Source organism: Micromonospora vinacea (assembly GCF_015751785.1).
GTDB classification, from domain to species: domain Bacteria; phylum Actinomycetota; class Actinomycetes; order Mycobacteriales; family Micromonosporaceae; genus Micromonospora; species Micromonospora vinacea.
This window is the reverse complement of the sequence record NZ_JADOTY010000001.1, coordinates 4,482,793-4,508,504: the sequence shown is the minus strand read 5'-3', so window position 1 is coordinate 4,508,504 and position 25,712 is coordinate 4,482,793. Positions and strand designations below refer to the sequence as shown.

Sequence of the window (25,712 nt, the reverse complement as noted above, 5' to 3'; positions counted from 1 at the left end):
TGTGGGGCCAGGCCATGCCTGGCAGACTGCCAGCCCCCACACAGGAGGCCGGCCACGTCTCTGAAACAACAACCACACGGGTTGTTCCTTCAGGACCCAACAGGGTGCCTACATCTCCCCCCAGCCGCACCAGAAGCAACCATTCCCACCATCCCCGAAGGGTGGCTGTACTAGGCGCCGCCGGCCGTTGCCAGGGCAAAACTTGCCAGTGTCTCCGCCATCTGAGCACCCCGACCCAACATTCGTAGGCCGCGGGCTCCTTGCACCCTTTCAGGTGAAGGTGCTCCTTAGAAAGGAGGTGATCCAGCCGCACCTTCCGGTACGGCTACCTTGTTACGACTTCGTCCCAATCGCCAGCCCCACCTTCGACGGCTCCCTCCACAAGGGTTGGGCCACCGGCTTCGGGTGTTGCCGACTTTCGTGACGTGACGGGCGGTGTGTACAAGGCCCGGGAACGTATTCACCGCAGCGTTGCTGATCTGCGATTACTAGCGACTCCGACTTCACGGGGTCGAGTTGCAGACCCCGATCCGAACTGAGACCGGCTTTTTGGGATTCGCTCCACCTCGCGGTATCGCAGCCCATTGTACCGGCCATTGTAGCATGCGTGAAGCCCTGGACATAAGGGGCATGATGACTTGACGTCATCCCCACCTTCCTCCGAGTTGACCCCGGCAGTCTTCGATGAGTCCCCGCCATAACGCGCTGGCAACATCGAACGAGGGTTGCGCTCGTTGCGGGACTTAACCCAACATCTCACGACACGAGCTGACGACAGCCATGCACCACCTGTGACCGCCCCCGAAGGACCTCACATCTCTGCGAGTTTTGCGGCCATGTCAAACCCAGGTAAGGTTCTTCGCGTTGCATCGAATTAATCCGCATGCTCCGCCGCTTGTGCGGGCCCCCGTCAATTCCTTTGAGTTTTAGCCTTGCGGCCGTACTCCCCAGGCGGGGCGCTTAATGCGTTAGCTGCGGCACAGGGAACCGGAGAGGCCCCCCACACCTAGCGCCCAACGTTTACAGCGTGGACTACCAGGGTATCTAATCCTGTTCGCTCCCCACGCTTTCGCTCCTCAGCGTCAGTATCGGCCCAGAGACCCGCCTTCGCCACCGGTGTTCCTCCTGATATCTGCGCATTTCACCGCTACACCAGGAATTCCAGTCTCCCCTACCGAACTCTAGCCTGCCCGTATCGACCGCAGGCTTGGGGTTGAGCCCCAAGTTTTCACGGTCGACGCGACAAGCCGCCTACGAGCTCTTTACGCCCAATAAATCCGGACAACGCTCGCACCCTACGTCTTACCGCGGCTGCTGGCACGTAGTTGGCCGGTGCTTCTTCTGCAGGTACCGTCACTCTCGCTTCGTCCCTGCTGAAAGAGGTTTACAACCCGAAGGCCGTCATCCCTCACGCGGCGTCGCTGCATCAGGCTTCCGCCCATTGTGCAATATTCCCCACTGCTGCCTCCCGTAGGAGTCTGGGCCGTGTCTCAGTCCCAGTGTGGCCGGTCGCCCTCTCAGGCCGGCTACCCGTCGTCGCCTTGGTAGGCCATCACCCCACCAACAAGCTGATAGGCCGCGAGCCCATCCCAAGCCGAAAAACTTTCCACCACCAGCCATGCGGCCAGCAGTCCTATTCGGTATTAGCCCCCGTTTCCGAGGGTTATCCCAAAGCTTGGGGCAGGTTGCTCACGTGTTACTCACCCGTTCGCCGCTCGAGTACCCCGAAGGGCCTTTCCGCTCGACTTGCATGTGTTAAGCACGCCGCCAGCGTTCGTCCTGAGCCAGGATCAAACTCTCCAACAAAAAATTAGTTGAACAGCTATCCCGGCAACAAACAAATGTTGCCAAAGGAATCCCAACCAGCCAGCAAAAACTGACCAGTCCGGGGTATAAATCATAATTGGCACTGGCTTTACAAGCACCCTGTTGAGTTCTCAAAGAACAACCACACACCGACCAGAAGCCCCACCCAAGTGGAACCCCAACCGGGGTTTTCCGTACCGTGACCGGCGCTTTCAGCGCCAGGCACTTTTACTACGTTACCCGCTCGTTTCCGCCGTGTCAAACCGATATTTCGCGGTTCGTCGTGCTTCACCCGAGAATGCGGGCACCATGTCGCAACCGGCTTGCGCCGCTCTCGTCATGGATTCGGCAGGCCGGCCGTCGCGATTTCCCGCGACCCGCCCGGTGCCCTGCCGGTTCGTAACCATACCCGGTCGGTTTCGCCGCGCCAAATCCGCCTCGCGGCGTTTCTGGGGGCACCTCCCGGTTGGGGCTCCGGTGGGCAATGCCCGCCCGACCCCCTGGCCGTTGGCCGGCGCTCCGGCCGTCTCAGGCTTTCGCCTGTTTCGTCCGTTCCGCGCTGACAGAGAGAAAGTTACGCGTCCGGCAGGATGATCGTCAAATCCGCCGGACGCGTCCCCCGTCACATGGTCGACAGTGGGCTATTCGCCCAGCTCAACGCCCGCGAACGACCGCTTGCCGCGGCGCAGCACCAGGTAACGCCCGTGCAGCAGGTCGGTCGCCGAGACCCGAGCGTCCACCTCGGTCACCCGGTTGTTGTTGACGTAGGCGCCACCCTCGGCGATCACCCGTCGGGCCTCCTTGAGGCCGCTCACCAGACCGGAGTCACGCAGCAGACCCGCCACATCCGGCAATTCGCCGGTGAGGCGAACGAGACCGGCCTCGGTCAGGGCCGCGCGCAGGGTCTCCGGTGCCAACTCGTCCAGCGATCCGCGGCCGAAGAGCGCCTGGCTCGCGGCGATCGCCTGCCGGGTCTCGTCGGCGCCGTGCACCAGGGTGGTCAGCTCCTCGGCGAGCGCCCGCTGCGCCAGCCGGGCCGCCGGCCGTTCGGCGGTCGCCTTCGCCAACTCCTCCAGCTCGTCGCGGGTCCGGAAGCTGAAGTACCGCAGGTAGCGGTCCACCTCCTGGTCCTCGACGTTGAGCCAGAACTGGTAGAACGCGTACGGGCTGGTCATCGTGGGGTCGAGCCAGACGGTGCCGCCCTCGGTCTTGCCGAACTTCGTGCCGTCGGACTTGGTGACGAGCGGCGTGGTGAACGCCTGCACCGGCCCCGCACCCCGTCGGCGTACGTAGTCGACGCCGGCGGTGATGTTGCCCCACTGGTCGGAGCCGCCGAACTGGAGCTGACAGCCGTGCCGGCGGTGCAGCTCGAAGAAGTCGTTGGCCTGTAGCAGTTGGTAGCTGAACTCGGTGAAGCTGATGCCGGTCTCCAGGCGGGCCCGCACCACCTCCCGCGCGAGCATCTTGTTCACCGGGAAGTGTTTGCCCACGTCGCGGAGGAACTCGACGATCGACATCTCGCCGGTCCAGTCCAGGTTGTTGACCAACTGCGCCGCGTTGTCCCCGGTGTACGACACGAACGGCGCCAACTGCTCGCGGATGCGCTCGACCCAGCCGGCGATCACGTCGGGCGGGTTGAGGGTCCGCTCGGCGCTCTCCTTCGGGTCGCCGATCTGCCCGGTCGCCCCGCCGACCAGCAGCAACGGGCGATGGCCCGCGAGTTGCAGCCGGCGGGCCATGGTGACCTGCATCAGCGAGCCGACGTGCAGGCTCGGCGCGGTGGGGTCGAAACCCACGTAGTACGTGGTGGACTTCCCACCGTCGAGCAGCTCGCGCAGCTCGTCGAGGCCGGTCGAGTCCTGTATCAGGCCACGCCAGAGCAGGTCGTCGATCAGGGAGTCCCGCCCAGGCGGCGGAGGGCTGCTGTCGGTCACGGTCACCGATTCTCCCCCATCGTCGGCGTCGACCCGTACCGGGTTTGCCGCAACCCACCCCGGCTAGGCTTGCGCCCCGTTGATCGAGGAGGGCTTTGCCGTGGAGATTCCGGATCTGACGGGCGGTTTCGCCGCCCTGCTCGGCCTCAAGTTCGAGGAGGCCAGCGCCGACCGGGTGGTCATCAGCTGGCAGGTCCACCCGGGGCTGCACCAGCCGTTCGGCATCCAGCACGGCGGTGTGTACTGCTCGGTGGTGGAGACCGCGGCCAGCGTGGGCGGGGCCCTCTGGCTCGCCGACCGGGGCACTGTCGTGGGGGTGTCGAACCAGACCGACTTCCTGCGGGCCGTGCGGGACGGCGAGCTGACCGCGGTCGGTACCCCGGTGCACCGCGGCCGCAGCCAGCAGCTCTGGCAGGTGGAGATCACCGACGCCGACGACCGGCTGGTCGCCCGTGGTCAGGTCCGGCTGCAGAACCTCTCGCCCGCCTGAGCAACGGCGTGCGCCGGACTTGTCACCTGCGGGCCTCGTCCAGCACCGGTTCCGGGGCCTGGTCGGTGTCGGCGTCGCCGTCGGCTTCATCGGGTACGCGGCTGAGCCGTACCTCGGTGATCGCCCGGTGGTCGATGCCGGCCACCATCAGCACCCAGCCGTCCAGCGTGACGTCCTCCCCGGCGACGGTGGGGATGTGCCCGAGCCGGGTCAGCACCAGCCCGGCGACTGTGGTGTAGTCGCCATCCGGGCGCGACGGCAGCTCGACGCCGATGTCCGGCAGGTCGTGGACCGGGAAGGTGCCGGGCAGCAGCAGCGCGCCGTCGGGGTCGCGTCGTACCGAGCGCACATCCCGGTCGGTCTCGTCGTAGATCTCGCCGACGATCTCCTCCAGGATGTCCTCCAGCGTCACGATGCCGTCGACGGCGCCGCGCTCGTCCACGACGAGCGCGATGTGCTGACGCTCGGCCTTGAACTGGCGCAGCGCGTCCACCACGGGCAGTGAGTCGGGCAGCAGCATCGGCGGCCGGGCGATCTCGTCGACCGGGCGATCGTCGGGCACGCCCACCAGGTCACGCAGGTGGATCATTCCGGCGGTGTCGTCCAGGCCGCCGTGGCGCACGACCGGAGCCCGGGAGTGCCCGGTGGCGGCCAGCACGAGCCGCGCGGCCTCCGCGGTGGTCCCGCTGTCGAGCGTGAAGACCTGCAACCGGGGTACGAGGACAGCCCGCAACCGCCGGTCGGCGATCTCCACGGCGCCCGCGATGATGGTCCGCTGTTCCTTGGTGAAGCCGTGGTTGCCGGCGACGATGTCGCGCAGCTCGTCCGGGCCGATCTCGTCCGGCTGGTGTTTGGGGTTGAGCCCGACCAGGCGGACCACCACGTCGCTGGTGGCGCCGAGCGCCCAGACGGCCGGCCGGGTGAAGCTGGCCAGCAGGTCGAGTGGGCGGGCCACCAGCAGTGCCCAGCGCTCGGCGGACTGCATGGCGATCCGCTTGGGCGCCAACTCGCCGAAGACCAGGGTGACGAAGGTCAGCGCGAGGGTGACCGCCACGATCGCCACCGTCTCGGCGGCGCCGCCGAACATCCCAAGCAGTGGCACCAGGGGTTTGGCCAGCGAGACCGCCGCAGCGGCGGAGGCCAGGAAGCCGGCGAGGGTGATGCCGATCTGGATGGTGGCCAGGAAGCGGTTGGGGTCCTTGGCGAGCCGGGCCAACACCCGCCCGGCCCGGCTGGTGCGCTCCAACCGCTGGATCTGGCTGTCTCGCAGCGACACCAACGCCATCTCGCTACCCGCGAAGAGCGCGTTGATCACGACCAGGACTCCGACCAGGGCCAGTTGGCTCCCGTAGCTCTGCACGCCCGGTTCGCTCCCTCGTGGTGGTGGCACCGGCCGCTACGCGCGGCACCCGCCGGTCGGCGAGCCCGCCCGGCGTAGGCCTGTCTTTGCCCCGTCCGGCGCCGGCCGAATCCTGCCCCGGCGACGCTACGCCGACTGGGCCGTCGATGACGCCGGCAGGTCGAGGATGTACGAGTCGCCCTCCGGGCGGAAGCCGAGCCGGTGGTAGTAGGGGGCGACCATCCGGGGCGGGCTGACCACCCGGTGGAAGCCCCGTTCGGTGAACAGGTGGCTGCGCCGGTAGACGAACTCGCCCGGGGTGAAGTCCCGGAACTTCGGGGTCACGTAGTCCAGGTCGATCTGGGCGACGCCGGGCGCCTCGGCGTGCGACAGCACCACCCCGACCACCTCGTCGGCCGTGACCACGAGGAACGCCGAGCGCCCCGAGGCGTCCGGGTCCCAGTGGAAGCCGGGGTTGAACCGGGCGATGTCGGCGGCGTGCACCCGCAGCGTGTGCGCGAGGAACTGGTCGCCGACACCGACCTCGACCACCTGGTAGGTCTTCTCGTCGTGCCGGGTGGCGAGCATCCCGCGCAGGTACCAGATGTTGATCACCGCGAGCACGACGTTGAGCCCGACGCCGGGCCAGACCTCGATCGCGGCGTTGTAGCCGATCAACACGAAGCAGCCGACGAGGTTGAGCGCCCGCAACCGCAGGATGCGCGACTGCAGCAGCGACCAGACCAGCACCGCGGAGCCGGCCCAGCCGACGAGATCCAACCAGTTCACGCCGCGAGACTAGTGCCCGCCCAGGTCAGGACCATCGGCGGGCAGCTCCAGCAGCCACTCTTCGACGTCCTCGCCGCGGCCGTTGGCGTACCCCGAGTCTTCGCCGACCACAGCGAACCCGCACTTGCGGAGCACCGCGAGGGAGGCGGCGTTGTCCTTGGCGGCGCGGGCGTGCACCGGCCGGGGCAGCTCGCGCAGCAGGGCGGCCAGGGCCGCCGTGGCGTGGCCCCGGCCCCAGCGCGCCGGGTCGATCCAGTAGCTGACCTCGGTCTGCCCTTCGACCGGGAACGCGCTCACGTAGCCGACCACCTTGCCGTCGGCCTCGACGGTGCGGACCCGGTTCGCCGGGTTGGTGAGCACCCGGGCCCAGTGTGCGGCGAACTCCCGACGGTCGGTCGGGTCCTTGGGGCCGAACGCGGCCATCCGGTTGGCCTCCGGGTCCTGCTGGTGCAGGAAGAACTCGACGAGGTCGTCCTCGCGGACCGGGCGCAGCAGCACATCGGAGGTCATCGGCCGAGGGTACGCAACCGCTGTGACACGCAGCGGCGGCGCGACGTCAGCCGGCGAGGGCCACGACCGCCAGCACGGCGGCCACCACGGAACTCGCCACCGACAGCAGCCGACGCCACGGCACCCGCGCGTCGACCAGCGGCAGGGCACGCCACCGGGTCGTCGCCAGTGCCACCCCCGCCGCCGACAGGCCGGCCCCGAGCGGCCACAGCCAGGCCGGCACCACCGACCAGTCCCCCAACTGGTGCCCCAACCCCAGATAGGCGAACGCCCAGACCGCCGCCGCCAGCACTGTCACCTGGTCCAGTCGGCGGCGGCGGGCGGTGCCGAGCAGGGAGACGCCGCCGAGGAAGGTGAAGGCCACCGCGAGGCCGGCGCCGATCCACGGCAGCACCACCGACGTCGCCGAGTCGGCAGTCTTCTGCGGCACCCCGAGCAGCCGCAGTCCGATCGGCTCGACGCCCTTGTCGGTGTTGCCGAGCACCACCACCGCCCGGCCGGTGGCTCGCTCGAAACCGACGTAGGACCGGAACCCACCGGTCGCGCCGTTGTGCCAGACCACCTCGTGGTCGCCGTGTCGGGTGGTGAACCAGCCGTACCCGATGCGGGTGTCGTCGTCCTCGCGGAAGCGGGCGGTGGCGGCGTCGGCGCCGGGCGCGGTGCCGGCCAGGGTCGCGGCGAGCAACAGGCCCAGGTCCTCGGCGGTCGACCAGGGGCCGGCGCCGGCAGGGGCGTAGCCGGACCCCGCCCACGGGTCGAGCGGCCTGCCGCCGGCCCGGCTGCCCTGGGCGCGACCGGCCGGCAGGTCGTCGTCGCGGGTGGCGACGACGGTGGCCGTCATGCCGAGCGGCCCGAGCACGCGGGCCCGCAGCAGCTCCGGGTACGCGACGCCGGCCTTCGCGGCGAGCGCGTGGCCGAGCACTGACGGCCCGAGATTGGAGTAGTGGACCTCGCCGCGGTCGTCGTCGGGACTGACCCGGTCGGCGGTGTCGCGGATGGTGTCGACGCCCTGCCCGGCGTAGGGGTTGCCGCCGGAGACGTTGGACCAGAGGATGCGTGCCCAGCCCAGCGGGGAGCCGGGGGCGAGCCGGGGCAGGCCGGCGCGGTGGCTGGCGAGTTCGTCGAGCGTGACGTCGCGGGCCGGGCCGGTCACTTCGGGCCAGGTGGCGCCGAGCCGGTCGTCGGGGCCGACGACACCGGCGGCGACCTGGTCGGCGAGGAGCATGCCGGTGAGGGCCTTGGCGACCGAGCCGATCTCGAACGGGGTGCCGGGCTCGACGGGTCGACCGGCGGGGTCCCGGTCGCCCAGGCCGGCGGTGCGGATCTGGCCGTTCTCGACCACTGCGACGGCGAGCCCGCGGTGCCCCGACGGGTCGGGCGCGGCGGACCGTGCGGCTGCGGCCAGGTCGCGATCGCCGGTGGTCTGCGCGCCGAGTCGGGGCGCCCGGGGCATCAGCGCCACCCCGACCAGACCGGCGATCAGCGCGACGACGAGGGCGGTGACTGTCGCCCGGCTCATGGTGGCTCCTCCGTGTGGGTGGTCGGATGCGCGGTCGAGCTACGGCTGGTCAGCGGCCGGCGGCGGTGAGGATGGCCAGCAGTGGCACCACTCGTTCGGCCGGGACCGCGTAGCGTCCTCGGCCGGCGCTGCGCAGCCAACCGGCGGCGGTGATCTGGCGCAGGTGGTGATGCAGTTGGCCGGTGGTGCCCAACTCGTCGATCTCGGCCAGCTCGCTGGTGCTCTGCCGGCCGCCGAGGATCTCCCGCAGCAGCCGCAGCCGCACGGGGTGGGCCAACGCGGAGAGGGTGCTGGCCAGTTCGGTCCAGTCGTTGGCGAGCAGGTCGTCGACGGTGCGGCCGTACTGCCAGTCGTAGTGCTGGCCGGCGACGCGGACGGTGCCGGTGTAGAGGACCGCGCCTGTGCCGTCGGCCGGCAGTCGTTGCTTGAGGCCGTCGAGAGCCCAGAAGGTGCCCTCGGATGCGGGCGGCGCTGGTGGCTCCGCCGTCAGGCGTTCGCTCAACGCGGCGACCTGCGTCTCCAACGCGGCGAGCCGCGACTCCATGGTGGTCATGCATCGATAGTACGCACTAACGTATTTACGTACTACCCGGGGTCCGGGATGTCCATGTCCAGCGCGGGTCTTTGGTCCCGAGCCCCTCGGGCGCAACGCCTCTGCCCGGCGTGATCACGCAGCGGGATGGTGAGACGGACGGCGTGCCGGTGACGCGCCGCGCGGGACGGGGAGGTCACTGGTGGCGAAGACCGGCGGTCCGGGCGGGACGCTGGAGGGCGCGATCGATGTGCCCGTCGCGGGAGGGCTCAACGCGGCAGAGGCCGCCGCCCGGCTGCGGGCGAACGGACCCAACGCGGTGGCGCCGCCGCCGCGCCGGCATGCGGCCGTACGGGTGCTGCACCAGCTCACCGACCCACTGGTGGCCCTGCTACTCGCCGCCGCGGTGGTGACCACGGTCCTCGGCGACTACCCGGACACCGCGGTGATCGTCCTGGTCGTGCTGGTGAACACGATCATCGGTGTCGTGCAGGAGATCCGCGCGGACCGTGCCATCGCAGCCCTGGGCCAGCTCGCCGCCCCCACCGCGCGGGTGGTCCGTGACGGCCGTGACCTGGCCGTCCCCGCCGCAGACCTGGTCCACGGCGACCTCGTCCGGATCGAGGCCGGCGACATCGTGCCGGCAGACCTGCTGCTGGTCGAGGCGAACCGGCTGCAACTGGATGAATCCGCGTTGAGTGGAGAATCGGTACCGGTGGGGCGGACCGTCAGTCAGGAGGCGCTGGCCGGGACGGTGGTCACCACCGGACGCGCGGACGGCACCGTGCTCCGGACGGGGCCGGCGAGCGCGTTGGGCCGGATCAGCACCCTGGTGGCGGGCACGCGGCCCGCAGCCACGCCCCTGCAACGCCGGCTCTCCGCCCTGGGCCGCACGCTCGGAGTGGTCGCGGTCGGGCTGTCGGGGCTGGTCTTCGTGATCGGAGTGCTCAGCGGTCGGCCGGTGGTCGACATGGCCATCACGGCGGTGAGCCTGGTCGTCGCGGCGGTACCCGAGTCGCTGCCGGCGGTGGTGACCCTGGCGCTGGCGCTGGGCGCGCGCCGGATGGCCGCCGCGCACGCCATCCCGCGCCAACTGCACGCGGTCGAGACGCTCGGCTCGGTGACCGTGATCGCCTCCGACAAGACGGGCACCCTCACGGAGGGGCGCATGGCGGTACAGCAGGTGGTCACGTCCGACGGTGCCCGCTATGGAGTCACCGGCACCGGATACGCCCCGTACGGCACAGTGCACCGGGACGGCGCGCCGGTGGCCGTACCGGAGGGGCTGCGCCGACTGGCGCGAGCCGGGCTGCTCTGCAACGACGCCGCCCTGTCACCCCCGGATGACGAACGATCCGACTGGGCTGCTGTCGGTGACCCCCTGGAAGCGGCGCTGGTCGCCTTCGCGGCCCGCTGCGGCCTCGACCCACAGACCACCCGCGCCGCCTGGCCCCGGATCGCTGAGCACCCCTTCGACCAGGCACAACGCCGGATGATCACTGTGCACCGCTCCTGCGACCAGCGTTACCTGGTGGTCTGCAAGGGCGCACCGGAGAGCATCCTCGGCGCGCCCCTGGTCGACGCCACCGCCGAAGAGGTCGCCGAACTGACCACCACCGCGCAGCGGCTGGCGGCCGAAGGGCTGCGGGTGCTCGCCGTCGCGACCGCCCTGGTGGACCGGATGCCCAACCTCGCCGCACCCACCGGGCTGCGTCCGGTGGGGCTGGTCGCTGTCGGCGACCCCCTGCGCGTCGGTGCCCCGGAGATCGCCGACAGCTTCGACACCGCCGGCGTACGGCTACTGCTGATCACCGGAGACCACCCGGCCACGGCCGCGGCGATCGGTGGTCAGCTCGGCCTCTGGCGCGTTGGCGACCCCCTCGCCAGCGGCGACGACGACCAGACGGCGCACCCGGACACCCGGGTCTTCGCCCGGACCCAGCCAGAACAGAAACTCGACATCATCGCCGGCCTACAGGCCCGCGGCGAGGTGGTGGCGATGACCGGTGACGGGGTGAACGACGCCCCGGCGCTCCGGCGCGCCGACATCGGGGTGGCCATGGGTGGTGGCACCGAGGTCGCCCGGCAGGCTGCTGACCTGGTGCTGGTCGACGACGAGCTGTCCACAGTGGCCACCGCGATCGGCGAGGGCCGCCGGATCTACGACAACATCCGCCGCTTCCTGCGGTACGCCCTCTCCGGCGGGGTGGCCGAAATCCTGGTGATGCTCATCGGCCCGCTGTTCGGGTTGGCCGTACCGCTGCTGCCGGCCCAGATCCTCTGGGTCAACCTGCTGACCCACGGGGTGCCCGGCGTGGCGCTCGGCGCCGAGCCGGCCGAACCCGGCACCCTGCGCCGCGCGCCGCGTTCGCCCCAGGAGTCGGTGCTCGGCGCCGGGCTGGGTCGGGACGTCCTGGTCACCGGCGCGATGATCGCCGCGGTGGTGCTCGGCGCCGGCGTGTTCGCCGCACACCGGGGCCTGCCGTGGCAGTCGGTGGTCTTCGTGGTGCTCGGGCTCGCCCAGCTCGGTGTGGCGCTGGCGGTCCGAGCGCCCCGGCTGCCGGGAGCCCGGCACGGCAACCCCGGCCTCCTCGTCGCGGTGGCGGCGTCAGCGCTGCTCCAGGTCGGTGGGGTGCTGTTCGCTCCGTTGCGGGAGCTGCTCGGCACCGACCCGCTGGGGCCGGGCGTGCTGCTGGCCTGCGCGGCGGTCAGCGTCGTACCCGGGCTGGCGCTGCGGCTGACCCGTCGCCGGCCGGCGCTGGCGTCGTCCCGCCGTGACGCTGACGCGACGTGACGAGTGACGGGACCAACGGCCCCCGGTCCGTTGCCGTACGCCCCTGATCGCCGGGCCCACCTCGCACGAGGATGAAGACGGATGAAGGAGGACATGATGACCATCAGATCCGGTGCTCCCGTGGTGGTGGCGGTGGACGGTTCGACCTCGGCGCTGGAGGCGGTGCGGGTCGCCGCCAAGGAAGCGACGGTGCGACAGCGCCCCCTGCGGGTGGTGCACGCGTTCATCTGGCCGCTCTACGACGTACCACTGATTCCCGGGCCGGGCGCTCCCGTCGACGCCGGGCTTCGCCACCAGGCTGAGCGGACCGTCGCCGAGGCGGTGACCGAGGCCGGCAAGACCGCGCCGGAACTCGCCGTCACCGGCGTGGTGATCGACGGCGCGGCCACGCCGGTGCTCCTGGACCAGTCCCGGGACGCGGCGCTGCTGGTGCTCGGCAGTCGGGGCCTGGGAGGTTTCGCCGAGCTGCTGATCGGCTCGGTGGCCGTGCAGGTCTCCGCCCGCGCCGAGTGCCCGGTGCTGGTGGTCAAGGGTGAGGCGCGCGCCGACGGTCCGGTGCTGGTCGGCGTCGACGGCTCGGACCTGTCCACGGAGGCACTGGCATTCGCCTTCGAGGAGGCCGCGCTGCGCGGCACCGACCTGGTGGCCGTGCACGCCTGGCTCACCCCCACGCCGACCGGCCCCGGCGACATCCTGCCGCTGGTGTACGACGTCGACGCGCTGGCCGCCGACGAGAGGCGGGTGCTCGCGGAATCACTGGCCGGTTGGTCGCAGCGGTACCCCGAGGTGCCGGTTCGCCAGTGTGTGGCATACGGCGCGGCGGCTCGGGTGCTGGTGCAGCAGTCCGCCACCGCGCAGCTCACCGTGGTCGGAGCACACGGCCGGGGCGCCCTCGCCGGTGCTCTGCTCGGCTCGGTGAGCCACGCGGTGCTGCACCACTCGCACAGCCCACTGGCGATCGTCCGGCACCGCCGGGACGCCTGAACGCCGTGCCCCGTCCGCGCCGGCCACCTCTCGGCCGGCGCGTTCGGCGGCGCAGCGCGGGTGCGCGGTCGACAATGGCCTGACCAACCCAGGGAGTCCCGATGAATCGACCTGTCGTGGTGGGCGTCGACGGATCGCCGTCCAGCCTCGTCGCCGCCGAACACGCGGCGCGAGCCGCACTGCTCCGGTCCCGACCGCTGCTCCTGGTACACGGTTACCTGCACCCGTCCGGCTACGGCGTGCCGCTCAACCCGTACGACCTCGGGGTGCCGGTGCCCCCCGAGGAGGCGCAGCAGATGTTGGAGCGCACGGCGACCGAGCTGACCGGCCGGTGGCCCGGCCTGGTCGTCGAGGTGCGTCAGGTCGCCGGCGGCCCCGGCATCACCATGATCGAGGAGTCCCGCCGGGCAGAGCTGGTCGTGGTGGGCAGCCGTGGCCGGGGCGGCTTCACCGGGCTGCTACTCGGCTCGGTCGGCGCGCAGGTGGCCGCGCACGCCCACTGCCCGGTGCTGGTGGTCCGCCCGGACGAGCAGCCGATCCCGGTGGACGGCCCGGTGCTGGTCGGCGTCGACGGGTCCGAGTCGTCCCGGCTCGCCGTCGGTTTGGGTGCCGACGAGGCGGCGCTGCGGGACGTACCGCTGGTGCTGGTGCACGTCGGCCCTCCGGACGGAGGCCGGACGGTGCCGGAGGAGATCGAGGAGTCGCAGGCCGCGTACCAGGCCGAGGCGGTGCGGCTGCTGGCCGACGCCTCCGCCCTGGCGCGCGCCGAGCACCCCGACCTGGTGGTGCGGGAGCATCCGGTCCGCGCGGCCGGCGCGGCCCAGGGGCTCATCGAGGCCAGCGGCACGGGGTCGCTGCTGGTCGTGGGCACCCGGGGCCGGGCCGGGTTCACCGGTCTGCTGCTCGGGTCGGTCAGTCAGGCGGCGATCCAGCACGCGCACTGCCCGGTGCTGGTTGCCCACCCGGTCAGCTGACCGGCGCTGGTTGCCCACCCGGTCAGCTGACCGGCGCGTCGTCACCTCGGCCGAGCATCTGCAGGAAGTCGGTGGTGAGGGCGAACGGGTCGGCCGGCCCGGTGGCCGGTGGCCGGCGATCGATCTGGTCGGCCAACTCCCCGGCGGCGCGCCGGATCCGAGCGCGCAACGCGCCGTCGGCGGTGCCGTCGGACCAGTCCTCCGGAGCGGCGAAGACGGCGGTCGGAACCACCACCGACCGGAGGTAGGCGAACATCGGACGGACGGCGTGCTCCAGAGCGAGGGAGTGCCGGGCGGTGCCGCCGGTCGCACCGATCAGCACCGGCCGGTCGACAAGCGACTCGGAATCCAACACGTCGAAGAAGGACTTGAACAGCCCGTTGTACGACGCGCTGAAGATCGGGGTGACGGCGATGAGCCCGTCCGCCCCGGTCACCGTGTCGACGACCTCGCGCAGCGCCGCCGGCGCGAACCCGGTGAGCAGGTTGTTCACCACGTCGTGGGCGTACTCCCGCAGGTCGACGACGTGCAGCTCCACCTCGGAGCCGCGCCGGACCAACTCGTCGCGGGTGGCCGCGGCGAGCTGGTCGGCGAGCAGCCGGGTCGACGAGGGCTGACTCAGCCCCGCCGAGACGACGGCCAGGGTGCGGCGGGTCATCGGGTCGCCCCCTCCGGTGCCTTGCCCGTCACGTCGTCCACGGCGTGCACTGTGCTGTCCTTGGCGCCACCCGCGGCGGCGACCAGCGAGGCGTGCGTCGGCGCCGCCGGCACGTGCGCCGGACGCAGCGTGTCGAACTCCTTGCGCAGCACCGGCACGACCTCCTCGCCGAGCAGGTCGAGCTGCTCCAGCACGGTCTTCAGCGGCAACCCCGCGTGGTCCATCAGGAACAGCTGACGCTGGTAGTCACCGACGTACTCCCGGAAGCCGAGCGTGCGGTCGATGACCTGCTGCGGGCTGCCCACTGTCAGCGGGGTCTCCCGGGTGAACTCCTCCAGCGACGGCCCGTGCCCGTAGACCGGGGCGTTGTCGAAGTACGGCCGGAACTCCCGGACCGCGTCCTGCGAATTGCGGCGCATGAACACCTGCCCGCCGAGGCCGACGATGGCCTGGTCGGCGGAGCCGTGGCCGTAGTGCGCGAACCGCTGGCGGTAGAGCGCGATCATCCGCTGGGTGTGCTCCTTGGGCCAGAAGATGTGGTTGGCGAAGAAGCCGTCGCCGTAGTACGCGGCCTGCTCGGCGATCTCCGGGCTGCGGATCGAGCCGTGCCAGACGAACGGGGGCACGCCGTCGAGCGGGCGCGGCGTCGAGGTGAACGACTGCAACGGGGTGCGGTACTTGCCCTTCCAGTCGACCACGTCCTCGCGCCACAGCCGGTGCAGCAGGTCGTAGTTCTCGATGGCCAGGGGGATGCCGGCGCGGATGTCCTTGCCGAACCACGGGTAGACCGGGCCGGTGTTGCCGCGGCCCATCATGAGGTCCACCCGGCCATCGGAGAGGTGCTGGAGCATCGCGTAGTCCTCGGCGATCTTCACCGGGTCGTTGGTGGTGATCAGCGTGGTGGCGGTGGACAGCAGCAGCCGCTCGGTGCGCGCCGCGATGTAGCCGAGCATGGTGGTCGGTGACGACGGCACGAACGGCGGGTTGTGGTGCTCGCCGGTGGCGAAGACGTCCAGACCGACCTCCTCGGCCTTCAACGCGATCGCGACCATCGCCTTGATCCGCTCATGCTCGGTCGGCTCCCGACCGGTGGTCGGATCGACAGTGACGTCACCGACGGTGAAGATTCCGAACTGCATGACCAGCTCCTCGCGTGTCAACCGGATGCCGTCGTGGTACCCGGACGCAGCTCACAACTTATTTGACGACGCAACTATTCCGTCGGCGGGACGCCCCGCAGTGGCGCCGGTCACCCTCCACAACCGGACAAGCGGGTCGGGAACTCCCCTCGGTGTCGGCCCGCTCAGCCGCCCGCCACCGAGGGCAGCACCTGCACCTCCGCGCCGTCCTCGACCGGGGTGGCCAGACCGCCGGAGTGCCGGCAGTCTTCCCCGTCGACGAAGACGTTGACGTAGCGGCGCAGTTCGCCGCGCTCGTCGCGGATGCGCCGGGCCAGCCGGGGATGCGCGACGGCCATCTCGTCGAGGACCGCCCGCAGCGTCCCGGCGGCGGTGACGTTCAGCCGACTCGCGCCCCCGGCCTCGCCGCGCAGCGGGCCGGGCAGCAGCACGGTGACCACGCTCAGACCTCCGCGGCGCGAACGCAGAGCACGTCGGGCAGGTGCGCCGCGACCGACGACCAGGAGTCGCCCTCGTCGCGGCTGGCGAAGACCGAGCCGGAGCGGGTGCCGAAGTAGACCCCACCGGGGGTCGCGTCGTCGGCGCACATCGCGTCGCGCAGCACCGCCGGATAGAACGGACCCTCCGGCAACCCGACCGAGAGCGGCTCCCACTTGCCACCGGCGTCGGACGAACGGAACACCCGGCAGCGGTGGTCGGTCGGGAACCGCTCGCCGTCGGCCACCAACGGGAAGGTCCACACCACGCCGCCGCGCCCCGGGTGGGCCACCATCGGGAAGCCGAAGTCGCTGGGAAGCCCATCGGCGATCGAGGACCAGGTGCGGCCGTCGTCATCGGAGCGGTAGACGCCGTGGTGGTTCTGCGCGTACAACCGCTCGGGGTTGCCGGCGTCGCGGGCGACCTTGTGCACGCACTGGCCGAACTCCGGCCACTCGTCGGGCATGAAGTAGGCGCGGATGCCGGTGTTGCCCGGCGCCCAACTCGCCCCGGCGTCCTCCGAGCGGTAGACCCCACCGGTGGACATGGCGACCAGCAGCCGAGCGGGGTCACGCGGGTGGGGCAGCACGGTGTGCACGGCCTGACCACCGAAGCCGGCCTCCCACTGCGGGCGGTGCGGGTGGTCCCAGAGGGAACGGACCAGCTCGAAGCTGCGGCCACCGTCGGTGGACTTGAACAACGCCGAGGGCTCGGTGCCAGCCCAGATGACGTCCGGCTCGTCGGGGCCGGCCGGCATCAACTGCCAGACCCGGCCGAGGGAGACGCCGGTGTCGGCCGGAAACGCGACCGGCGCCTCCTCGGGCTCGTCCCAGGAAGCGCCGAGGTCGTCGCTGGTGGCGACGCTGGGGCCGAAGTGTGAGCTGGTCATGCCGGCGAGCAGCCGCGGGGTGGAACGACGGGTGTCGACAGCCACCGCGTAGACACCGGTCATCGGAAAGTGCGGGCCGGTGATCTCCCAACTGCGCCGGTCGTCGGTGCTGGTGGCGAGAAACAATCCCTTGGCTGTGCCGATCGCGAGCAGTGTTGCCATGACGTCCTCCGAACCGTCGGTGAGCAGGTCCGGTGATTATGGCCACACCCCCCGACAGACTCCCCCGCCCACACGCCGGGTGGCGTGCTCAGCGCCGGACGCGCGGCACGTGCCGGCGGTACGCGCTGACCGTGGGATCGCCGTCCAACCAGAACCGCCAAGGCAGGTCGTGCGCGCCGGTCACCCCGACCCGGGGACCCGCCACCACCGTCTCCGGCGGCACCGGCAGCACGGGGGGCCGCAGGCGGACCGGGCCGTCGCCGAGCAGGTACGCCCCGTACGCCTCGCGGTCGATGCCGAGCGCGGAGCAGAGCCGGGCGGGCCCGCGGGCCAGGTCCACGTCCCGCCGGATGGCCGGCCGGCGCTCCCGTGCCGTGGCGAGCCCGTCGACCACCTCCCCGGCGCGCAGCAGCACGGCGGAAGCCTCCCCCTCGACGCCGGTGACCACGTTCATGCACCAGTGCATCCCGTAGGTGAAGTAGACGTAGGCGTACCCGGCGGGGCCGAACATCACGGCGTTGCGCGGGGTGCGGCCCCGATGGGCGTGCGAGGCGGGGTCGCCGCCACTTCCCGCGTACGCCTCGACCTCGGTGATCCGGACGGTGACCCCGCCGACGTGCAGGCGGCAGCCCAGCAGTCCGCGCGCCGCTGGTAGCAGTGGGCCGGCGAGCAGGTCCGCCAGCGCCGCCAGGTCGGCGGAGCGGTCGTCCGACACGAGATCCATGGCCCCGACGGTACCCAGCCTTCCGCCTGACCATCCCGCCGCCGGATCAGGCCGGCACCCGGAAGCCCTCCGGTGTTCATCCGTTCGTCGTCCACCCGCGGAAACCCGATCCGCGACCGGCGGGTGTAACGAGTGTCGTCGCAGGGCGCGACGGCGCATCCGGAGAGGAACCACCATGAACGTACGCAGAATCCGTCGACCTCTCGTCGCCATCGTCCTGGCCGCGGCAGGCGCCACGCTTGCTCTCGCCCCGTCGGCCAGTGCCAACGCCCCGCTGCGGGCGGGTGCCGCGGTCGACGGCGCCCCGCTGACCGCGGTCGTGCTCAGCGGCACCGGCAAGATCGACGCCAGCGGCGCGGCGGTCTTCGTCCCGGTCACCCTGACCTGCTCGCAGCGCACCTCGGTCGACCTGACCGTCAAGGTCGCCCAGGCGATCGGGGACACGATGCGGACCGGCACGACCATTCGGAAGGTGGTCTGCGACGCGACCACGCAGAAGGTCCGGATCGCCGTGACCGCGACGGAGCGCCCGTTCGCCCCGGGCGTGGCGTTCGGCGTGGTGACCGGCAACTCCTGCGACGCGTTGTGCAACTCCCTCACCGACGAGCACCGCTTCGAACTGTCCCTCTGAGCCATGGCGGGGCGGGGCGGTACTCCACGACCGCGCCGCCCCGCTTCAACATCTTGTTGACAATGCATCGTTGATGGGGTGTGCTCGGAGTATGACGACCGAGAACCTCTTCACCGCGCCGGACCCGGGCCGGGCCCGTGCCCACCGCACCCACGAGGCGCTACAGCGGATCAGCGAACGGCACGCCGGCACCGACACCCGGCGAGGCCGTTGGGCCCACCCGTACGTGCTCGACCCGTGGGAGGCCGTCGCCCTGGTCACCGCACTCGCCGCCGGCGGGGCCGAACGCGAACCCGCGGAGGAGCCGATCGACGCCGCCGACCTGACCGCCGCGCTGACCCTGCTCCCACACGTCCGCGCCGAGCTGGACGCCCTGGAGGCCGGCCTGCTGACGCTGGCCCGCGACCGGGGGCTCACCTGGCAGGCCATCGCGTACGGGCTGGGTCTGGGCAGCGCACAGGCGGCCCGACAGCGCTACGAACGGGTCGCCGCCCGCTCCGCCGAGCAGACCGCCTGATCCGACGCGTCCCGAGCCGACGCCCGGATCGGCACGCCGCGCCTAAGACTGCTGCCGGCCGGGCACACTGTGCGCACGACGAGGAGGCACCCATGGAGCGCGCGGAGATGTTGGCGTACTGCCTGGCCAAGCCGGGAGCGTGGCTGGACCAACCGTGGGAGGGCGACGAGGTGGTGAAGGTCGGCGGCCGGATCTTCGCGTTCCTCGGCAGCGCCGGGGGCAAACCGACTGTCGGCATCAAGTGCGGGCCGACCCGGGAGGTGGCCGACGAGTGGCTGCACCGGCACCCGGACGACGCCAGCGTGATGCCCTACATCGGCAGGTCCGGGTGGAACACGCTGCGCCTGGACGGCGGGATCGACGACGAGGAGCTGACCGAGGCGGTCGACTCGTCGTACGACATGGTGGTGGCCAAGCTCCCCAAGCGGGAGCGCCCGACGGCCTGAACCGCCGCGGCGCCGGCGGCCAGCGCCGACGCCACGGCACAGCTCAGCGCGGAACGACAGGCTCGGCGGCCCACTCCCGCCAGCTGGCCAGCCGGTCCGCAGCGGCGGCGAGCTGGTCGGCGACCGGGCCGGGGCCGGTGGAGCCGGGGGTGGTCCGGGCGGCGAGAGCCGAACGGACCGAGAGCACGTCCCGCACCGACGGGTCGAGGTGCCCGCTGATCGCGACCAGGTCCGCGTCGGAGACGTCGTTCAGCTCGCACTCCCGAGCGGCGCAGAGCGCCACCAACTGGCCGGTGATCTCGTGCGCGTCGCGGAACGGCACGTTGCGTCGGACCAGCCAGTCGGCGACCTCGGTGGCGAGGGAGAAGCCGACCGGGGCGGCGGCGACCAGGCGGTCCACCCGGACCGTCATCGTGGAGATCATTCCCGCCAGGGCCGGAAGCAGCAGCTCCAGGGTGTCGACAGCGTCGAAGGCCGGCTCCTTGTCCTCCTGCATGTCCCGGTCGTAGGTCATCGGCAGGCCCTTGAGCATGGTGAGCACTGTCATCAGGCCGCCGACCAGACGCCCGGACTTGCCCCGGGCCAGCTCGGCGATGTCCGCGTTCTTCTTCTGCGGCATGATCGACGAGCCGGTGGCGAACGAGTCGTCCAGCTCCACCCAGCCGAACTCGTGCGAGGTCCAGAGCACCACCTCCTCGCCGAGCCGGGACAGGTGCACCCCGATCAGGGCGGTGGTGAAGAGGAACTCGGCCACGAAGTCCCGGTCGGCGACGGCGTCCATCGAGTTGGCGAACGACGTACGGAAGCCCAGCTCCTTGGCCACCGCCACCGGGTCCAGCGGGAGCCCGGAACCGGCCAGGGCACCCGCGCCGAGCGGACTGATCGCCGCCCGGTGGTCCCAGTCACGCAGCCGCTCCAGGTCACGCAGCAGCGGCTGCACGTGGGCCAGCAGCCAGTGCCCGAAGGTGACCGGCTGGGCGTGCTGAAGGTGGGTCATGCCCGGCGCGGCGGTGTCGATGTGCCGCTCGGCCTGCTCGACCAGCGCCTCCGCCAGCTCCACCAGGCGGCTGGCCACGCCCCGGGCGTGGTCGCGCAGGTAGAGCCGCAGGTCGGTGGCGACCTGGTCGTTGCGGGACCGGCCGGCGCGCAGCTTGCCACCGAGGCTGCCGAGACGCTCCAGCAGACCGCGCTCCAGCGCGGTGTGCACGTCCTCGTCGTCGATGGTGGGGCGGAACGTTCCGGAGGCGCAGGCGGCCTCCAGGTCGTCCAGCGCCGCCAGCATCCGGCCCAACTCCTCCGGATCGAGCAGGCCGGCGCCGGCGAGGACCCGGGCGTGCGCCCGGGAACCCGCGATGTCGTACGGGGCCAGGCGCCAGTCGAACTGCACGCTCACCGACAGTCGGGCGAGCGCCTCGGCGGGGCCGCCCGCGAACCGACCACCCCAGAGGCTCGTCCGGTTGGTAGCGGCGCTGTTCTCGGTCAGGCTCTTGTCGTCCACCCCGCCCATTGTGGTCCCCATGGTCAGTGGCCTCCCAGCCGGGCGTCCCGAGCGGCGGCCATCCGACTCGGCAACCCCCACAGCTGCACGAAGCCCTTCGCCAGGGACTGGTCGAAAGTGTCGCCGGTGTCGTAGGTGGCCATCCCGAAGTCGTAGAGGCTCGCCTCGGAGCGCCGGCCGGTCACCGTGGCCCGGCCGCCGTGCAGGATCATCCGTACCTCGCCGCTCACGTGCCGCTGCGCGTCGTCGATGAACGCGTCCAGCGACGCCTTCAGCGGCGAGAACCACAGCCCGTCGTAGACGAGTTCGCCCCAGCGCTGGTCGACGCCCCTCTTGAACCGGGCCAGGTCCCGCTCGACTGTCACCGCCTCCAACTCCTGGTGGGCGGTGATCAGCGCGATCGCGCCGGGCGCCTCGTACACCTCGCGGCTCTTGATGCCGACCAGGCGGTCCTCGACCATGTCGAGCCGGCCCACGCCCTGAGCGCCGGCGCGCCGGTTCAGCTCCAGGATCGCCTGGTACGGGGTGACCGTCTCACCGTCGATCGCCACCGGGACGCCGCCGTCGAAGGTGAGCACGATCTCGTCGGGGTCGCGCTCCTGCGTCGGATCGGCGGTGTACGAGTAGAGGTCCTCGACGGGGGCGTTCCAGATGTCCTCCAGGAAGCCGGTCTCCACCGCGCGGCCCCACAGGTTCTGGTCGATCGAGTAGGGCGACCTGGCCGACACGTCGATCGGCAGCCCCTTCTCCTCGGCGAAGGCGATCGCCTTGTCGCGGGTCCAGGCGAAGTCCCGGGCCGGCGCGATGATCTTCAGGTCGGGGGCGAGCGCGTTCAGGCCCACCTCGAACCGGACCTGGTCGTTGCCCTTGCCGGTGCAGCCGTGCGACACGATCGTGCCGCCGTGCTTGCGCGCCGCGGCCACCAGGTGCTTGACGATCAGCGGCCGGGACAGCGCCGACACCAGGGGGTAGCGGTCCATGTAGAGGGCGTTGGCGCGGATGGCCGGCAGGCAGTAGTCGGCGGCGAACTCGTCGCGCGCGTCCACCACCTCGGACTCGGCGGCACCGCAGTCCAGGGCGCGCTGCCGGATGGCGTCGAGGTCCTCGCCGCCCTGCCCGACGTCGACAGCGACAGCGATCACCTCGGCGCCGGTCTGCTCGGACAGGTACGGAATGGCGACGGAGGTGTCCAACCCCCCGGAGTACGCGAGCACGACCCGTTCGGTCATGACGTGGTGTTCCCTTCAACGGTGTCGTCCCGGCGGGCCCAGCCGGCGAGTTTGTCCCCGAGGGCGGCCCCGCCGACGGCCTCCCGGGCCACGACGAGGATGGTGTCGTCACCGGCGATGGTGCCGACGATCTCGGGCAGGCCCGCCCGGTCCAACGCGCTGGCCAGGTACTGGGCTGCGCCCGGCGGTGTCCGCAGCACGGCGATGTTGCCACTGGAGTCGACCCCGTTGAGCAGCTCGCGCAGCAGCCGTACCAGCCGGGCCGGCGCGGCCTCGGCGTCGCGCAACGGTCGCTGCCCATCCTCGGGGATCAGGTAGACGGCCGGGCCGTCGCCGCCGCGCACCTTGACCGCGCCCAACTCCTCCAGGTCCCGCGAGAGGGTGGCCTGGGTGACTCCGACGCCGTCGGCGGCGAGCAGGTCGGCCAGCTCGGTCTGCGACCGGATCGCCCGGTCGCGGATCAGCTCCACGATCCGGGCGTGCCGGGCCGCGCGGGTCAGCGGTGCGGTCATCGCGGGCCCCCGGTGGCGGCGTCGCCGGTCGCGGCGCCCCCCGTCGCGGTTCCCAGCAGGAACGTCAGCAGCGCCTTCTGCGCGTGCAGCCGGTTCTCCGCCTGGTCGAAGACCGCGCTCTGCGGGCCGTCGAGCACCTCGTCGGTGATCTCCTCGCCGCGGTGTGCGGGCAGGCAGTGCAGCACTATCGCGTCCGGTGCCGCCTGCCCGAGCAGCTCCTTGTTGACCTGGTACGGCAGGAACGGGGTGATCCGGTCCAACCCGTCGGACTCCTGCCCCATCGACGTCCAGGTGTCGGTGGCCAGCACGTCGGCGTCGCGTACCGCCTGGGCCGGGTCGGTCAGCACCCGCACCGACCCGCCGGTCTCCGCCGCGATCTGGGCGGCCTGCTCCACCACTGCCGCGTCCGGCGCGAACCCGGCCGGGCCGGCGATCCGCACGTGCATCCCGGCGGTCGCCCCGGCCAGCAGGTACGACTGCGCCATGTTGTTCGCGCCGTCCCCCACGTACGCAAGGGTGCGGCCGGTCGTGCCGCCGCACCGCTCCCTGATGGTGAGCAGGTCGGCCAGCAGCTGGCACGGGTGGAAACCGTCGGTGAGCGCGTTGACCACGGGCACGGTGGCGCCCGCCGCCACCTCGGCGATCCGCTCGTCACCGTGGGTCCGCAGCACGATCGCCGCGACGTAGCGGGACAGCACCCGACCCGCGTCGGCGAGGGCCTCACCGCGACCGAAGTGGGTGACCTGCGTGTCCACCACGAGGGGGTGGCCGCCCAACTCGGCGATCCCGGCGTCGAACGAGATCCTGGTCCGCAGGCTCTGCTTGTCGAAGAGCACCGCCACCGAGCGGGGGCCGACCAACGGCCGGTGGCCGAACCGGTCCGCCTTCATCCGTGCCGCCAGGTCGAGGACCGCTGACTGTTCGGCGGGCGAGAGGTCGTCATCGCGAAGGAAGTGCCGGGTCATCGAATCGTCCCCGTCGTGGTCGTGGGTGTCGGCGTCGAGATCGTGGAAGATTTCGACCCCTGGAGGGGCGCTTTCCCTCCAAGATCTGCGTCGGTTCCGGCGGCGGCAACGGCCGTCGCGTCCAGGGCGGCGGGTAGGGCCGCGAGGAAGGTGTCCGCCTGGGCGGCGGTGAGGATCAGCGGCGGCGCCAGCCGGATCGCACCCGGCTGCACCGGGTTGACCAGGAAGCCGGCCTCCCGCAGCGCCTCGGCCAGCACCGACGACACCGGCGCGGTGAGCGCCACGCCGAGCAGCAGACCGGCGCCGCGTACCTCGGCGATGAGCGGGTGGTCCAGCGCCTCGATGCCGCGACGCAGCCGCTCACCGACCCGCTTGACGTTGTCGAGAAGGCCCTCGTTGGCGATGGTCGCCACCACGGCGAGCGCCGCCGCGCAGCTGACCGGGTTGCCGCCGAACGTGGTGCCGTGCGAGCCGGGGGTGAGCAGGTCCGCGGCGGGGCCGAAGGCCAGCGTGGCGCCGATGGGCAGCCCGCCACCGAGCCCCTTGGCCAGGGTGACCACATCCGGCTCCACGCCCTCGGCCTGGTGGGCGAACCAGTGCCCGGTACGCCCGATGCCGGTCTGCACCTCGTCGAGGACCAGCAGCGCGCCGTGCCGGGCGGTGATCCGCCGGGCCGCGGCGAGGTAGCCGGCCGGCGGAACGAGCACGCCGTTCTCACCCTGGATGGGTTCCAGGATCACCATGGCGGTGGCGTCGGAGACTGCGGCTTCGAGGGCCGCGACATCGCCGTAGTCGACGTGGGTCACCTCGCCGGGCAGCGGCCGGAACGGATCGGCCTTCGCCGGTTGGCCGGTCAACGCGAGGGCACCCATGGTGCGGCCGTGGAAGCCGCCCCTGGTGGCCACCACGTGGGTACGGCCGGTGCGCCGGGACAGCTTGAACGCCGCCTCGTTGGCCTCCGCGCCCGAGTTGGCGAAGAACACCCGGCCCGGTCGGCCGGCGAGCGCCAACAGCAGCTCGGCGAGGGCCACCGGCGGCTCGGCCACATAGAGGTTGGAGACGTGCCCGAGGGTGGCGACCTGCTTCGACACCGCCGCTACCACCGCCGGGTGGGCGTGACCGAGGGCGTTGACCGCGATGCCACCCACCAGGTCGAGGTACTCCCGACCGGCGTCGTCGACCACCACCGCACCGGCGCCGGCGACCAACGCCATCGGCGGCGTGCCGTAGTTGTCCATCATGGACTGCTTCCACCGCTGCGCCAACGTGCTCATGTCTCGTCCGTCCCGTCTCCCGGCACCACCATCGTTCCGAACCCTTCCGAGGTGAACACCTCAAGCAACGTCGAGTGCGCCACCCGGCCGTCGACGACGTGCGCGGCGGGCACTCCCCCACGCACCGCCCGCAGGCAGGCCTCCATCTTCGGCACCATGCCCGACTCCAGGCTGGGCAGCAGCTTGGCCAGGTCGTCGGCGGCGATCTCGGAGACGAGGCTGGTGGTGTCCGGCCAGTCGGCGTACAGCCCGGCCACGTCGGTGAGCACCACCAGCTTGCGGGCCCGCAACGCGATGGCCAGCGCCGCGGCGGCGGTGTCCGCGTTGAGGTTGTGCAACACCCCGTCCGCGTCCGGCGCCACCGTGGAGATCACCGGGATCCGGCCGGCATCGATCAGGTCGGTCACCGCTGACACGTCGACCGACTCGACGTCCCCGACCTGGCCCACGTCGACCGGCACCCCGTCCACGTACGCCGGACGGCGCACCGCGGTGAACAGCCGGGCGTCCTCCCCGGAGAGACCGACGGCGTACGGACCGTGCGAGTTGATCAAACCCACCAGTTCCCGGCCCACCTGACCGACCAGCACCATCCGGACCACGTCCATCGCCTCGGCGCTGGTCACCCGCAGACCACCCCGGAACTCGCTGGCGATGCCGAGGCGACCCAGCATCGCGGAGATCTGCGGACCACCGCCGTGCACCACCACGGGCTTCAGGCCCGCGTAGCGCAGGAAGACCATGTCGGCCGCGAACGCCCGCTGCAACTCCGGATCGGTCATCGCGTTGCCGCCGTACTTCACCACGACCGTCGAGCCGGAGAAACGCGCCAACCAGGGCAGCGCCTCGATCAGCGTCTCCGCCTTGACCTGGGCGCGAGCCAGATCGCTGCTGAGACTCACCGCGCCGGCCTTTCGTAC

At 71.5% G+C, this 25,712-nt stretch carries 24 protein-coding genes and 1 rRNA gene; 7 read left to right on the top strand and 18 right to left on the bottom strand.

Annotation, left to right across the window (positions count from 1 at the left end; translation table 11 throughout):
• Nucleotides 1-291: 291 nt before the first annotated feature.
• Together IW249_RS21285 and tyrS are read right to left on the bottom strand one after the other, a co-directional pair.
• Nucleotides 292-1,806 (bottom strand): 16S ribosomal RNA (locus IW249_RS21285).
• Nucleotides 1,807-2,447: 641 nt separating this feature from the next.
• Nucleotides 2,448-3,740, bottom strand: a complete 1,293-nt coding sequence (tyrS, locus tag IW249_RS21280) for a tyrosine--tRNA ligase (RefSeq protein WP_196924892.1) — start codon at nt 3,738-3,740, stop codon at nt 2,448-2,450.
• 82 nt (nt 3,741-3,822) lie between these two features.
• Between tyrS and IW249_RS21275 the strand changes: the two genes are divergently transcribed.
• Complete coding sequence (locus IW249_RS21275; protein WP_196924891.1) at nt 3,823-4,230, top strand: PaaI family thioesterase; 408 nt, start codon at nt 3,823-3,825, stop codon at nt 4,228-4,230.
• Between the two features lie 22 nt (nt 4,231-4,252).
• Here IW249_RS21275 and IW249_RS21270 read toward each other — a convergent pair whose 3' ends face one another.
• The 5 genes from IW249_RS21270 to IW249_RS21250 all read right to left on the bottom strand — a co-directional run bounded on the left by IW249_RS21270 (nt 4,253) and on the right by IW249_RS21250 (nt 8,940).
• Entirely contained in the window at nt 4,253-5,590 is a 1,338-nt protein-coding gene (locus IW249_RS21270) for a hemolysin family protein (protein WP_196922365.1), read from the bottom strand.
• 126 nt (nt 5,591-5,716) lie between these two features.
• A complete protein-coding gene (locus tag IW249_RS21265; protein WP_196922364.1) occupies nt 5,717-6,358 on the bottom strand; it encodes a YgjV family protein in 642 nt (213 codons plus the stop codon).
• 9 nt (nt 6,359-6,367) lie between these two features.
• On the bottom strand, nt 6,368-6,868 hold the full coding sequence (locus tag IW249_RS21260; RefSeq protein ID WP_196922363.1) for a GNAT family N-acetyltransferase: 501 nt from the start codon (nt 6,866-6,868) through the stop codon (nt 6,368-6,370).
• A gap of 46 nt (nt 6,869-6,914) precedes the next feature.
• On the bottom strand, nt 6,915-8,387 hold the full coding sequence (locus IW249_RS21255; protein WP_196922362.1) for a serine hydrolase domain-containing protein: 1,473 nt from the start codon (nt 8,385-8,387) through the stop codon (nt 6,915-6,917).
• Nucleotides 8,388-8,436: 49 nt separating this feature from the next.
• Complete coding sequence (locus tag IW249_RS21250) at nt 8,437-8,940, bottom strand: ArsR/SmtB family transcription factor (protein ID WP_231392597.1); 504 nt, start codon at nt 8,938-8,940, stop codon at nt 8,437-8,439.
• Between the two features lie 181 nt (nt 8,941-9,121).
• Here IW249_RS21250 and IW249_RS21245 point away from each other — a divergent pair, with 181 nt between their 5' ends.
• From IW249_RS21245 to IW249_RS21235, 3 genes are all read left to right on the top strand, one after another.
• The gene (locus tag IW249_RS21245) at nt 9,122-11,713 is read left to right on the top strand and encodes a cation-translocating P-type ATPase (RefSeq protein ID WP_307788655.1); all 2,592 of its coding nucleotides are present in this window, start codon (nt 9,122-9,124) and stop codon (nt 11,711-11,713) included.
• A 96-nt stretch (nt 11,714-11,809) separates the two neighbouring features.
• A complete protein-coding gene (locus IW249_RS21240; protein ID WP_196922361.1) occupies nt 11,810-12,697 on the top strand; it encodes a universal stress protein in 888 nt (295 codons plus the stop codon).
• Between the two features lie 101 nt (nt 12,698-12,798).
• Nucleotides 12,799-13,671, top strand: coding sequence for a universal stress protein (locus IW249_RS21235; RefSeq protein ID WP_196922360.1), 873 nt, complete (start codon nt 12,799-12,801; stop codon nt 13,669-13,671).
• Nucleotides 13,672-13,693: 22 nt separating this feature from the next.
• On the opposite strand, the gene IW249_RS21230 is transcribed toward IW249_RS21235, so the two are convergent.
• The 5 genes from IW249_RS21230 to IW249_RS21210 all read right to left on the bottom strand — a co-directional run bounded on the left by IW249_RS21230 (nt 13,694) and on the right by IW249_RS21210 (nt 17,720).
• A complete protein-coding gene (locus tag IW249_RS21230; RefSeq protein ID WP_196922359.1) occupies nt 13,694-14,329 on the bottom strand; it encodes an FMN reductase in 636 nt (211 codons plus the stop codon).
• Entirely contained in the window at nt 14,326-15,468 is a 1,143-nt protein-coding gene (locus tag IW249_RS21225; protein WP_196922358.1) for an LLM class flavin-dependent oxidoreductase, read from the bottom strand. Before IW249_RS21225 ends, IW249_RS21230 begins: the two co-directional genes overlap by 4 nt.
• 164 nt (nt 15,469-15,632) lie before the next feature.
• Nucleotides 15,633-15,908, bottom strand: coding sequence for a ubiquitin-like small modifier protein 1 (locus IW249_RS21220; RefSeq protein ID WP_196922357.1), 276 nt, complete (start codon nt 15,906-15,908; stop codon nt 15,633-15,635).
• Nucleotides 15,909-15,910: 2 nt separating this feature from the next.
• A complete protein-coding gene (locus IW249_RS21215) occupies nt 15,911-16,996 on the bottom strand; it encodes a WD40/YVTN/BNR-like repeat-containing protein (RefSeq protein WP_196922356.1) in 1,086 nt (361 codons plus the stop codon).
• Nucleotides 16,997-17,084: 88 nt separating this feature from the next.
• Nucleotides 17,085-17,720 carry a DNA-3-methyladenine glycosylase gene (locus tag IW249_RS21210; RefSeq protein WP_196922355.1) on the bottom strand — a complete coding sequence of 212 codons (636 nt, stop codon included), beginning with the start codon at nt 17,718-17,720 and terminating at the stop codon, nt 17,085-17,087.
• Between the two features lie 175 nt (nt 17,721-17,895).
• Here IW249_RS21210 and IW249_RS21205 point away from each other — a divergent pair, with 175 nt between their 5' ends.
• From IW249_RS21205 to IW249_RS21195, 3 genes are all read left to right on the top strand, one after another.
• Nucleotides 17,896-18,351 (top strand): hypothetical protein, encoded by a 456-nt coding sequence (locus tag IW249_RS21205; protein WP_196922354.1) that lies wholly within the window; start codon nt 17,896-17,898, stop codon nt 18,349-18,351.
• Between the two features lie 91 nt (nt 18,352-18,442).
• Nucleotides 18,443-18,868 (top strand): DNA-binding protein, encoded by a 426-nt coding sequence (locus tag IW249_RS21200; protein ID WP_196922353.1) that lies wholly within the window; start codon nt 18,443-18,445, stop codon nt 18,866-18,868.
• Between the two features lie 92 nt (nt 18,869-18,960).
• Nucleotides 18,961-19,314 carry an MmcQ/YjbR family DNA-binding protein gene (locus IW249_RS21195; protein WP_196922352.1) on the top strand — a complete coding sequence of 118 codons (354 nt, stop codon included), beginning with the start codon at nt 18,961-18,963 and terminating at the stop codon, nt 19,312-19,314.
• A 43-nt stretch (nt 19,315-19,357) separates the two neighbouring features.
• Here IW249_RS21195 and argH read toward each other — a convergent pair whose 3' ends face one another.
• The 6 genes from argH to argB are packed head-to-tail and all read right to left on the bottom strand — an operon-like array spanning nt 19,358 to nt 25,694.
• On the bottom strand, nt 19,358-20,821 hold the full coding sequence (gene argH, locus IW249_RS21190) for an argininosuccinate lyase (protein ID WP_196924888.1): 1,464 nt from the start codon (nt 20,819-20,821) through the stop codon (nt 19,358-19,360).
• A 14-nt stretch (nt 20,822-20,835) separates the two neighbouring features.
• The gene (locus tag IW249_RS21185) at nt 20,836-22,041 is read right to left on the bottom strand and encodes an argininosuccinate synthase (RefSeq protein WP_196922351.1); all 1,206 of its coding nucleotides are present in this window, start codon (nt 22,039-22,041) and stop codon (nt 20,836-20,838) included.
• Nucleotides 22,038-22,553 (bottom strand): arginine repressor, encoded by a 516-nt coding sequence (locus IW249_RS21180; RefSeq protein WP_196922350.1) that lies wholly within the window; start codon nt 22,551-22,553, stop codon nt 22,038-22,040. Before IW249_RS21180 ends, IW249_RS21185 begins: the two co-directional genes overlap by 4 nt.
• Entirely contained in the window at nt 22,550-23,518 is a 969-nt protein-coding gene (gene argF / locus IW249_RS21175) for an ornithine carbamoyltransferase (RefSeq protein ID WP_196922349.1), read from the bottom strand. The genes IW249_RS21180 and argF overlap by 4 nt, the downstream gene beginning before the upstream one ends.
• Nucleotides 23,515-24,792: an acetylornithine transaminase gene (locus IW249_RS21170; RefSeq protein ID WP_196922348.1), complete on the bottom strand. Its 1,278-nt coding sequence runs from the start codon at nt 24,790-24,792 to the stop codon at nt 23,515-23,517. Before IW249_RS21170 ends, argF begins: the two co-directional genes overlap by 4 nt.
• A complete protein-coding gene (gene argB / locus IW249_RS21165; protein ID WP_196922347.1) occupies nt 24,789-25,694 on the bottom strand; it encodes an acetylglutamate kinase in 906 nt (301 codons plus the stop codon). Before argB ends, IW249_RS21170 begins: the two co-directional genes overlap by 4 nt.
• Between the last annotated feature and the right edge of the window lie 18 nt (nt 25,695-25,712).